10 protein-coding genes are annotated in these 11,234 nt (G+C 52.6%); 6 read left to right on the forward strand and 4 right to left on the reverse strand.

Features of this window, described 5'->3' with window-relative positions:
• Positions 1-6 precede the first annotated feature (6 nt).
• Positions 7-1,140 carry a DUF58 domain-containing protein gene (locus EYB31_RS23615; RefSeq protein ID WP_131015876.1) on the forward strand — a complete coding sequence of 378 codons (1,134 nt, stop codon included), beginning with the start codon at positions 7-9 and terminating at the stop codon, positions 1,138-1,140.
• Positions 1,137-2,474 (forward strand): DUF4129 domain-containing protein, encoded by a 1,338-nt coding sequence (locus EYB31_RS23620; protein ID WP_131015877.1) that lies wholly within the window; start codon positions 1,137-1,139, stop codon positions 2,472-2,474. The genes EYB31_RS23615 and EYB31_RS23620 overlap by 4 nt, the downstream gene beginning before the upstream one ends.
• On the opposite strand, the gene EYB31_RS23625 is transcribed toward EYB31_RS23620, so the two are convergent.
• The 3 genes from EYB31_RS23625 to EYB31_RS23635 all read right to left on the reverse strand — a co-directional run bounded on the left by EYB31_RS23625 (position 2,461) and on the right by EYB31_RS23635 (position 5,997).
• Complete coding sequence (locus EYB31_RS23625) at positions 2,461-3,825, reverse strand: TrkH family potassium uptake protein (RefSeq protein WP_131015878.1); 1,365 nt, start codon at positions 3,823-3,825, stop codon at positions 2,461-2,463. The genes EYB31_RS23620 and EYB31_RS23625 overlap by 14 nt on opposite strands.
• Before the next feature lie 179 nt (positions 3,826-4,004).
• Positions 4,005-4,679, reverse strand: a complete 675-nt coding sequence (locus EYB31_RS23630; protein ID WP_131015879.1) for a class I SAM-dependent methyltransferase — start codon at positions 4,677-4,679, stop codon at positions 4,005-4,007.
• 172 nt (positions 4,680-4,851) lie between these two features.
• Positions 4,852-5,997, reverse strand: coding sequence for a DUF2264 domain-containing protein (locus EYB31_RS23635; RefSeq protein WP_131015880.1), 1,146 nt, complete (start codon positions 5,995-5,997; stop codon positions 4,852-4,854).
• 306 nt (positions 5,998-6,303) lie between these two features.
• Here EYB31_RS23635 and EYB31_RS23640 point away from each other — a divergent pair, with 306 nt between their 5' ends.
• The 3 genes from EYB31_RS23640 (at position 6,304) to holA (ending at position 9,431) form a co-directional block, all read left to right on the forward strand.
• Entirely contained in the window at positions 6,304-6,852 is a 549-nt protein-coding gene (locus EYB31_RS23640; protein WP_131015881.1) for an RNA polymerase sigma factor, read from the forward strand.
• Positions 6,853-6,866: 14 nt separating this feature from the next.
• A complete protein-coding gene (locus tag EYB31_RS23645; protein WP_276322086.1) occupies positions 6,867-8,192 on the forward strand; it encodes an anti-sigma factor family protein in 1,326 nt (441 codons plus the stop codon).
• 219 nt (positions 8,193-8,411) lie between these two features.
• Complete coding sequence (gene holA / locus EYB31_RS23650) at positions 8,412-9,431, forward strand: DNA polymerase III subunit delta (RefSeq protein WP_131015883.1); 1,020 nt, start codon at positions 8,412-8,414, stop codon at positions 9,429-9,431.
• Between the two features lie 68 nt (positions 9,432-9,499).
• Here holA and rpsT read toward each other — a convergent pair whose 3' ends face one another.
• Positions 9,500-9,772 carry a 30S ribosomal protein S20 gene (rpsT, locus tag EYB31_RS23655; protein WP_131015884.1) on the reverse strand — a complete coding sequence of 91 codons (273 nt, stop codon included), beginning with the start codon at positions 9,770-9,772 and terminating at the stop codon, positions 9,500-9,502.
• A gap of 206 nt (positions 9,773-9,978) precedes the next feature.
• Between rpsT and gpr the strand changes: the two genes are divergently transcribed.
• Positions 9,979-10,995: a GPR endopeptidase gene (gene gpr / locus EYB31_RS23660; protein WP_240762772.1), complete on the forward strand. Its 1,017-nt coding sequence runs from the start codon at positions 9,979-9,981 to the stop codon at positions 10,993-10,995.
• The last annotated feature ends 239 nt before the right edge of the window (positions 10,996-11,234 follow it).

Consider the following 11,234-nt stretch of genomic DNA (forward strand, 5'->3'; position numbering starts at 1 on the left):
GTTGTCATGAGCATTCATTGGTTTATTTTTATCGCTGGAGTGATTGTTTTTCTGCAGGGCCGCATGTTCCGCATGTTCGGGCAGAAGCGGCTTGAATACGAAAGATATTTTAACGTCAGGGCTTGTTATGTCGGGGAAGAAGCGGAGATGGTCGAACGGCTGTCCAACCGCAAACCGCTGCCGGTACCATGGCTTCGCTTGGAATCGCTGATTCACGCCGGGCTGAGATTTTACAGCCCGTTTCAACTGGAGGTTGTGGACGGCACTTATTTTCAATATCATAAAAGCTTTTTCTCGCTGATGCCTTATACGCAAATTACAAGGCGGCATAAGGTGGTTTGCGAGAAACGGGGCTGCTACCGGCTGAGTTCGGCGACGCTGACCTGCGGGGACCCGCTGGGCCTGTTTACCGCCTCAACAAGGCTGACGTTGGATACGGAGCTGCTTGTATATCCGCGTCCCATCCCATTGGAAGATATCGAGTTGCCATCGCACAGTTGGCAGGGCGATTTTACGGTAAGGCGCTGGATTGTCGACGATCCTTTTGTAACTGCGGGAACGCGGGATTACCGGTTCGGCGATCCGCTGAACGGGATCAATTGGAAGGCGACGGCCAGAACCGGACGGCTGCAGGTTCATCAGCGTGATTTTACCGCCGATCATCGCGTTATGATCTATGTTAACTCGGAGGATCATGCGCTGATGTGGGATCAGGTCAACGACGAAGAGCTGATTGAAGAAGGTATTGCTTATGCCGCCGCGCTTATCCAATATGCCGTTGCGCAGGGACTTGAAACCGGCTTTGGCACCAATGCCTACACCGTCGATGCCCCAAAAGAGCCGGTGCGCATCGAACCGCAAAGAGGGGAAGCGCATACGACTTATTTGCTTGATACGTTGGCCCGTCTGGTCGTTGCCCGCAGCATTCCGTTTGACACGTTTCTGGAGGAAGAGGCGGCGCGGCATGCGTCCAACCTGGACATTCTCATCGTCTCGGCTTACGTCAGCGACAAGATGAAACCGCCGATGGAGCGGCTGCGTCAAATCGGCAATTCGGTCACGGTGATTCCGCTGCGCAAGAGGCAAGACGCAGCGGCTGTCCCGGAAGCAGCATCAGCGGAGGCGGGTGAAAGCGCATGAGCGAATATATGACTTCACGGAGTTTGGCCAAAGCGCTGCTGCGGGGCGCGGTGGAACTGCTGCTGTTCCTGCCGCCGTTCCTGCTTGCTGCGGTCTATTTGCTGGACGGCTCCTTGCGCTGGCTATGGCTTGTTCTGCTGCCGGTCGCTTATGTCGTAGGGTATGCCGCTCAGAGCGCGATCAACCTGCGCAAGCTGTATGCGCTATTGCTGCTTGCCGCGGCAACTGCGGCTGTCCATACCCTGATTTTTTATTTTCTGGGGCTGGCTTGGTACGTCACGGGGCCGTTTGCACTTCTTGCCGCTTTCCGCGGTATCCGCTCGGCTGACATGTCGTGGGAGGCGAGTTTTCCCGTAGGGTTAAATGCAATCGGGATTCTGATCTATTTTATCGTCTCGGTAATGGTGCGTTTTGTGGAATCGTTTCAGCCTTACGTTCCTGTGCTGACTGGATGCGGGGTGATTGCGCTGGCGGTGGCTTTGTTTATCGCCAACCAGGCTCATATCCGTCAAGAGACATTGTCGGGGAAAAAAGCCCCTTCCGTCGCTTCGTCCGTCTTGTGGCAAAACCGCATGATGATCGGGCTGCTGCTTATCGTCATCGCCGTCGTTGCTTTGTTCCGCGAGCTGCGCGATGTTTTCTTGCAGCTCAGAGATGCCGTCATCGCGGCGATCTTATGGCTGCTCAGCTTGCTTCCCGATACCAAGCAGACACCGGAAGGCGCTGCGCAGCCCAAGCCGCCAATGGATCAAGGCGTTCCCGCCCAGCCTGCGGCATGGCTTGTATGGCTGGAACAAGCTGCTATAGTGCTGGCGGAAGCGGCGGCCGTGCTGCTGATTGTTTATGGATTGTACAAACTGCTGCGCAAGCTGCCGCCATTAGTTAAACGCATTTACTTATGGTGTATTGCCGCCTTACGTATGGGGGAGAAGTTGGAGTCCCGCGAAGGGTACGAAGACAATGTGGAATCGCTGGTCGACTGGAACGGGCTGGGCGGCAAGTTTGCCGAGCGATTGAAAAATTGGCGTACGGCTTTGGCGCGGAAAAAAATCCGCTGGGAAGACCTGGAGGATAACGGGGAACGGGTGCGTTTTTTATACAAACGTTGGCTGCAGCGCCATATTGCGCGGGGTTATGCGTACAAACCGTTTTTAACCCCGCAGGAAACCGGAAACGAGCTGGATAATCCGCGCAGACATACCGCCGGCCATCAGACCGGCGGAGACAGTGAGCTGGTCGAATGGTACGAACATGCCCGGTATGGGGAGCGCCTACCTACCGATGCGCAGGCGCAGATTTTAAAAAATAAGCTGGAGCGTGCTAACCAAGAGTGATTTTGCCTTCGGGATAACGGTAAGGCTGCTTATCTTTTCTTCCGTTTAGGGCAAATGCAAAGGTCACGGGACCAAGCCGCCCGAGAAACATGAGGAATATGAGCAGTATTTTGCCGACGGGGGTGAGATTGGGGGTAATCCCCAAAGACATGCCGGTTGTTCCGAACGCCGACGTCGCTTCGAACAAAATCGTCAGAAACGGAGCGCGTTCCGTGATGGACAACGCCATAGCGGCGCCAACGACAACGACAAAAGCGATGATGGTAAACGTAACGGCATGATAAACCGTTTTCTCCGGGATCCGGGAACGGAACATCACGATATCTTGTCTGCCCCGGAGCATAGCGACCATCGCGCCTACCAGTACGGCAAAGGTGGTTACTTTAATGCCGCCTCCGGTGGAGCCCGGGGCTGCGCCGATAAACATCAGCAAAATAATGAAAAATTGCGTCGATTGACGGAGCGTGCTCGGATCAAGCGTATTCACTCCGGCCGAACGGGAAGAAACGGATTGAAACAGCGCTCCGAATATTTTGCCTGTAGGCGAGAGCGGCTGCAAAGTGAGCGGATTCGTAAATTCCATAATGAATATAACCACGGTGCCGACTACAATCAGCAGGCCGGAGACGTACAGCACCACCTTGCTGTTCAAGCTCAGCTTTTTCGTTTGCGGATAGGTCAGCAGCTCGGAAATGACGGTGAATCCGATACCGCCGAAAAAAATAAGCAGGATGGAGACGATATTAACAAAAGGATCATCCACATAAGGAATCAGGCTGCTCGCCCTGCCCGGAAATACCCCGAAAAGGTCGAAGCCGGCGTTGTTGAAGATGGAGATGCTGTGGAACACCCCGAAATAAACGGCTTGTCCGAGCGGCATTTCATTCATCAAATAAAGCGCAAGCATGAAGGCGCCGGCCGCTTCGATAGCCAGTGCATATAAAATGACTTTGCGGATCAGCCGGATCAGTCCGTCATTCGAACTGTAATTGATCGCTTCCTGCAAAATCAGACGTTCGCTGAAAGAAATGCGCTTGCGCAAAACAAGCGCGGCGAAGGTGGTCATGCTCATAAACCCGAGGCCGCCGATTTGCACAAGCACAATCAGGACGATCTGGCCGAACGTCGAGAGATGAGTTCCCGGATTAATAACGGAAAGGCCCGTTACACATACGGCCGAAGCGGCCATAAACAAGGCGTCGAGATACCGCAGGCTTTCGCCGCCCGTAAACGCGGCAGACAACGACAAAAGCACGGAGCCGATCAGGATCATAGCGACAAAGCCGAGTGCGAGCACTTGCGGCGGATTCGGCTTATATTTGAATTTATTGCTGTTTGATGCAAAGATCATTCGTATAAGCTCCAATTGACTAGTGATGTGTAGCGGTTGTTGCGCGAGACTTGGGCAATTATATGGTTTTCCAGCTAGCCGCTTATTATGTGAGTTATGTATGGCTCACCTGATAGGCGGCTTTCTATGATGCGCTTGGCTCATGGAAGGCGCTGCTGTATATGGCTGGGCACGGGATCTTACGCTTTCTTCCCGTAAAACACGGCGAAATCCAAATACTTGTACATACAGTCCACGTCGGTGAACCCGGCCGCTTCCAGCCAGCCGATCTGATCCGACAATGTGGCGTTGATGTCGAGTTTTCTTCTTTCTATCGACGAGTCGATCGCTTCTTGCGTCAGGCCGCTGCGATGAATCGCTTCCAGCCACTGCTTTCGATAATAGGCGTCGGCCGCGGGCGTATGGCCCTGTACCTGGTCGGCATTAACGAAGATGCCGCCGCTCCGCAGCAGCCTGTATACGGTGTGGAACAACCGCTGCTTGTCCGGATGAGTCAGGTGGTGGATCGATAAAGACGATATGACGGCGTCGTATTGGCCGGAAAACGCATACTCCGAATAATCGCCAACGATATATTGAACCCTGTCCGTGCGGGAGAACCGCGCGCGGGCTCCGTCTAGCATACTATCGCTTAAATCCATCAGCGTCAAGTGAATATCTGGATATTTTTGCATCACAAGCCCTGCAAACAATCCCGTTCCCGATCCCAAATCAAGCACCTTGGATGAAGGCTCGCATTCCACTAGCGATACCGCCATCCCGTAGAATTCGTCAAAGCATGGAATGAGCTGTTTTCTTTGCCTGTCATAGTCGTTGGCAATAGCGTCAAACTGCATTTTAACCGATGCGTGCATATTACGTTCCTCCTCTTATTGCTCACATATGATCTGCTTTAATTGTAAAATAAAGCAAATCAATTCGGAAATATATAAGATGAATGAGTTTGATAGTTCATACCTATAATGACTTGTGTCGTTGAAAAAAGACCTGCGGCTGAAAAGCGAAGCTGCAGGTCTTTGAATGTTTTTAGTGGTATAAGGCTTTGTCAATTGGAAAAGGTTTGCCGCTCCAGGCTTTGACTTGCGTCCATGGGGCTTCGCCTTGCCAGAACGGATCGTCCGCGCCAAGACCGAGCGGTAAAAATACAGCCGCGCACAAATACAAGCTGCCAGTCGAAATGTAATGCTCGCCGATTTCCGGTTGGTGGCCGTAAAAGCCGATACGCAGCCAGCCGTCGGCATCAAAGGTGTCAGGCGCCTCAATCACTTTGCGGATGACCGCGGTCAGCGCGCACCGCACTTGAGCCGGAACCAGCTGCTTGTCGAGCCTGTGCTGCAGCGCCATCTGGGACAACAACTGGAAAGCTCCGAAGCGGTAGGCAAGCGAACGGCCAAGCGGAGGGAAAGTGCCCTCCGGCGAAATCATTCTCTCCAGCTGAGCGGCAAATCTGCTGGCGCGGGCGATAATGCTGTCCCGCAGCTCACCCCAAGCAGGCTCCAAGTCGCCGAACACTTCAACGACATCAACCAGCATTGGCTGGATCACAAAGCTGTTGTAATAATCGGCATGATAGTCCGGTCCGTCGCCGTAAATGCCGTCCCCTTTGTACCATTGCTCGTGCTGGCGGATCGCATAATCGACCCGCATCGGATCGAAGTCGGCACCGGCTTTGTATAAAGCCGCTTCCGTCATAGCTGCGAACAACAGCCAGTTGCTAAAGCCGGGCTTGCGTGTTCTTGTTGATTTCAGGGCAGCAATGACATTGTTTTTGACTCTGCTATCCAGCTTGTCCCACAATTCGGTCGGCGCGCGCAATAAGGCATGGGATAAAAACGCTGCGTCGACCAGCGGCTGCAAGCCTTCCGAAAAGTTGAAAAAATCGGGGGATTCAGGATCTGTCGCCGCATCGATCGCTTGACGCGCCAGCAGCGCATAACGCTCGCGCAGCCGTCCTTCTTCCGCTGCGCGGCTGCCGTGCTCCAGCCATGGCGCCATACCGCAAAGCAGTCTTCCGAGCGCTTCCAGATGGGTGAATTGCTCGCGGTCCGTGCCGGCCGATTCAACCGGCATCTGTTTTTTTAATTGTCTATTAGCTAAATGATACAGTACCGGTTGAGCAATACGGCTAAGTGCATCAATCCAATACAAACGGTCCAGTTGGCCTGGATTCATAGAAAGACCTCCATGTAAATAAGCGATGTATATGTACCCCATTGTACTTCAAATAGTCAAGCGTTACATTAGAAGACCGTACAATAATGTTTGTCGAATTAACTCAAAACATAGACGGACCTGTCAATAAAACCAGATGTATCCGATGGCGGAGGTGTATACCTGGACATGAAAATTTGATATTCTGGTACAAGGCTGGTGTTGCCGGCCGTTTATGAAAAACTGCTTTTCTGCTATTATCAATTATTTTTTGCAACATTTGAGAAAGTATCGTCGTTAATAAGGTTGCAAGAGAGGGGGATCCCAGTGGTAGCACCGGAATTGATCAAGGCTGCCCAAGCGGGCGATCGCGACGCTCTAATTACCCTATTGCGAGAAATTGAAACCCATGTGTACCGTACGGCTTATTATCTTCTCGGAAATGAACAGGATGCAATGGATGCCGCTCAGGAAGCGCTCATCCGCATTTATACAAAAATCAATTCATATGAAGAGAAGGCATTATTCAAAACATGGGTCCAACGTATCGTAACCAACTTGTGTATTGATAAATTTCGTCGTTCGAAGCCTACCGTTTCGATTGAACAACACGACATGACGTTTGTTTCAGATAATAGTGTGGAAGACGAGGTTATATCGACGTATATTGCCCAAGATATAAGAGAGGCGATTGATAAGCTGCCGGAGCATCACCGAACGGTAGTGGTGCTTCGATATTTACAGGACTTCTCATACAATGAAATCGCGGAATCGCTGGACTTGCCTCTGAATACGGTCAAATCGTATTTGTTTCGGGCAAGGCAGCAGCTGCAAACGTTACTTCAGGATTACCAGAAAGGTAGTGTTCGGGGATGAACTGTCAAGAGGTGATGGAGCTAATGCAGAGATACCTGGATAAGGATCTCGAAGAAGGTGAGCACCTAGCGCTGATGAGCCATATTCAGCAGTGCGAGGAATGCGCCGAATTGTTCGCCCGGCTGAAACACCTTTCATCCGAATTGGAAAATTTGCCGAAAGTTACTCCGTCTTTTAGCCTTGTGGATGCGATTATCCCGCGCCTTGCCGAGCTGGATCTCGAACGCTCGGAGCGGGGAGCCGCCGTTCCGGCTCCAGCTTCAAGCGAGGAATTAAGCATCGGCCGCCGCGAAGCGAAACCGCGCCGCTTGCGCGACCGCATATCGCTTGGCTGGATCGGCGGTGTCGTGGCGGCCGGATTAGCCCTTGGGCTGTTTATATTCAACAATCCGCAGAGCACGCGTTTTAATGCAGATGAAATGCTTCCTACGGCCAATCATCAGAAAAGTTCAACCGCCGCAGGGTCGGCAGCCGGCTCGGCATCTTCTGCGGCAGCGGAGCAAAAAATGCGCAGCGATGACGGGGCAAACGCCAAACGAGCCGCTGAACCGCAAGCCGCCCCGGCCGCAGGAGCAGACTCGGACATGAAAGCGGCCGATAAAGCGCCGGCAAGCGCGCCTCCCGCTTCAGCCGCAGAGCCTAAGAAGGACATGAAAGCCGGCCCGGCTGCGAACGCATCTAACAATGCCGCTTCGCCCGTCCAGAACAATGCTGCGCAGCAGGCTGCACCTCCGGCGATCGGCGAGCGTGCAAGCGGCCCGGTTGCTTCGCCGCCCGCTGCATTTAAAGAGGCGGAAGCGCCAAAAATCGCGGAAGCCTCGCCTTACGCCGCAGGATCGGGAGGAGGCGCCGCGCCGTCCGTCGAACCTTCACCGGCTGGCGCACCGGCGGCTCCGCCTCAGGAAACGCCTGCCGCTTCGGCTTCCGAAGCGCCGGCTGCGTCCGATAAAGTCGCTCAGCAGATGAGCGCGGATTCCGTGCAGGATCAAGCGGGTGCGGAAGCGCATAGCTTTGCCGCCGTCCCGAAGGCCAAGGGAATCGGCGATTCGCAAGCAGCCGCTCCGATGGGGATTGCCGCTGCGCCTAATCAAGCTGTTATGGCCAGCAAGGACGGATCGATGCTGGCCAAAGTGGAGGATCGCCGCATCGTCATCGCGGGCAGCGACGGGAAACTGCTTTTCACTTCGAAAAAGCAGTGGAGCGAAAGCGATCAAGTGACGCTTGTCGGGTGGACGGACGAAGTTACCTTTACTTATCAGGTCGCTGCGGCGGGCAGCGTCAAAACCTACACAGTGAATATGAAAACCCGTGCGGAAGCAGAAAAAACAACTTCTCCGTAGCACATTTTTGCCGGCATTGCGTATATTGATAGCAAAGAGATGGATTAAACACAATCGCACAACCGCTCGGAGGAAGGTTTCTAGAGCCTTCCACCGGGTGTTCATTATAGATGATGCGATTTGGGGCAAAGGGATTATGCCAAACCGACAACGGTTTTGACGTAATCCCTTTGTTGTTTTAAGATGGAATGAGCAAGGTAAGGCGGAAAGGTGAGGTTTATGGATTACAAATCGGCTGTAAAAGAGCTGAGCAAAGGAAAAATCAACCCGGTATATGTGTGTTACGGCCCGGAAAGTTATTTAACCGACGACTTTATACGCCGTTTGACAGACCGTCTGGTCGAGCCCGACCAGCGCACGTTTGCCGTCACCAAATACGATCTGGCCGAAACGCCGCTTGAGCTTGTGCTGGAGGAAGCGGAAACGCTGCCCTTTATGGTGCCTCACAAGCTGGTCATCGCATCCAACGCCGTCTTTTTCACCGGAGCGAAGGATAACGGCAAGATCGAGCACCGGACGGAACGGCTGCTGGAATACATCGCGTCGCCGGTAGACTATTCGGTCATTGTGTTTACCGTCAATGCGGACAAGCTGGATGAGCGCAAAAAGCTGGTTAAAGCGCTGAAGGACGCAAATTGCCTGGTGGCCTGCGCCGCGCCTTCTGCGGACGAGCTGACGTCATGGGTGGCCAAACAAGCGGAGCGGCTTGGATTTACATTCGAACGGGGGGCGGCGGAGCAATTTATTTTGTATGCGGGTACACACCTGCAGGCGCTTTCCCAAGAGCTTGAAAAATGCGCGTTATACGTCGGCAGAGGCGGTACTTTGACCGCCGCGCATGTAGAACAGCTGGTGACACGTACAACCGAGCAAAACGTGTTTATTTTAATCGAGGATATTGTACAGCTGAAGCTGGACCGCGCATTTACGATACTTCACGAGCTGATCAAAATGAAAGAGGAACCGATCAAGCTGCTTATGTTGATTGCCCGTCAATTCCGGATCATGTACCAGGTCAAAGATTTGACGCAGCAGGGTTATTCGCAGCAGCAGATTGGTTCGCAAATCGGGGTTCATCCTTATGCCGTCAAAATTGCCGCCGGTCAAGCGGCCAAATACGACATCAAGAAGCTGGCGGGCATACTGGGGGAGCTGGCCGATCTCGATTTTCAGATGAAAAGCGGACGGATTGATAAAGTGATGGGGCTTGAGTTATTTATGTTGAAACTGGCGGGCTAACCGCCCCGATATAAGGCAAAAACCATGATGCTCGCCGGAGCTCATGGTTTTTTTTGCAGTAAGTACGATTAAGCCTTTGCGCTCAGTTCGTTCAGTCTTTTCGCTAAACGGGACTTTTTGCGGCTGGCGGCATTTTTATGGATTAATCCTTTCGTTACTGCTTTATCAAGCTTTTTGCTTGCAGCAATGAGAGCTTCTTTAGCGGATTCCACACTATTGCCTGCTGCAGCTGTTTCAAAAGCCTTGACAGCGGTACGAAGAGCGGATTTCTGGGAAGCGTTGCGAAGGCGGCGCTTTTCGCTTACTTTCACTCTTTTAATAGCGGATTTAATGTTTGGCACGACGTTCACCTCCTAAAAAACAATACGCAGTAAAGCATACATACTAATAAACATAGCTGTGCCTCTGCATCATACGACAACTTTAGATATTCTACCATGCCCCCTGTCAAAATGCAATAGTAGGCCTGTTTTACGTTCATTCCGTTGTATAAGCGGCTTCATTTCATCAAACACTACATGCAGTTAAGGATGAAAGGAGCAAACCTTTGGAAAACAGCGAGTTGGATCATCTGGATTTTTCATCGGCTTATGCCGATCTTGCTTTAGATGCTAGAGATTTGGCGTCCCGCGCATCCGGAAATCAGTCCATTCCGGGGGTCGATGCGTCAGAGCAAGACGAAAACGGCATCAAAATTACGGTAATCGATATTACTTCGGACGAAGGCGCCAAAGCGATGGGCAAGCTGCCCGGACATTATGTGACGGTGGAAGTGCCGGCGCTGCGGCAGAAGGACAGCGACCTTCAGGATCGGGTCGCCACCAAGCTGGCCCAGGAGTTTGAGCTTTTTTTGCAGAAGCTTGGCATTTCAAAAACGGCTAAGGTGCTCATTATCGGTCTGGGCAACTGGAATGTGACACCCGACGCCTTGGGGCCGATCGTGGTCGAAAATGTGATGGTCACACGCCATTATTTCGAGCTGATGCCGGATCAGGTGAGCGCAGGTTACCGGGCCGTCAGCGCCATAGCTCCGGGGGTGCTTGGCACAACCGGCATCGAAAGCAGCGAAATTGTGCAGGGCATCGTCGAGAAATCGCGGCCGGACCTGGTCATCGCCATCGATGCGCTGGCCTCACGGTCTCTGGAGCGCGTGAATACGACAATCCAGATTGCCGATACGGGCATCCACCCGGGATCGGGTATCGGCAACAAACGCAAGGGTCTGACCAAAGAAACGCTGGGCGTGCCGGTCATCGCTATCGGCGTGCCGACGGTTGTGTATGCGTCTACTATTGTCAACAGCGTGATCGACATGATGCACAAGCATTTTAAGCAGCAGACGGCAAATACCGGACAAATTCTCGGGATGCTCGATCAACTGCAGGACAGCGAACGGCTTGAGCTGGTGAAAGAGGTGCTGAATCCGGTCGGCCACGATTTGCTGGTGACGCCAAAGGAAATCGACCAGTTTATCGAAGACATCGGCAACATTATCGCCAGCGGCTTAAACGCCGCGCTGCATGAAGCGATTGATGTGGACAATGTGGCGGCATATACGCATTAATCCGAATATCCATAAGAGGTGCGGAGCTCTCATGCGGCTTCGCGCTTTTTTGTATGGATTGGACGCATTCATACTCTATAATAGATTTTACAGGGACGTTGTCCGGGAACGCAAAGTCCAGCGGTAATATGTCAAGTCCTGATCTGTGAAAATTGGAAATTGTTTTACCACGGTTGAGGTGGGAATCAGGAAAAATGGCAACACCAAGCTAAACCCAGTCGAAAACCGAAGTATCTTCC

Origin of the sequence: Paenibacillus thalictri (assembly GCF_004307995.1) — a bacterium.
Classification (GTDB): Bacteria; Bacillota; Bacilli; order Paenibacillales; family NBRC-103111; genus Paenibacillus_AF; species Paenibacillus_AF thalictri.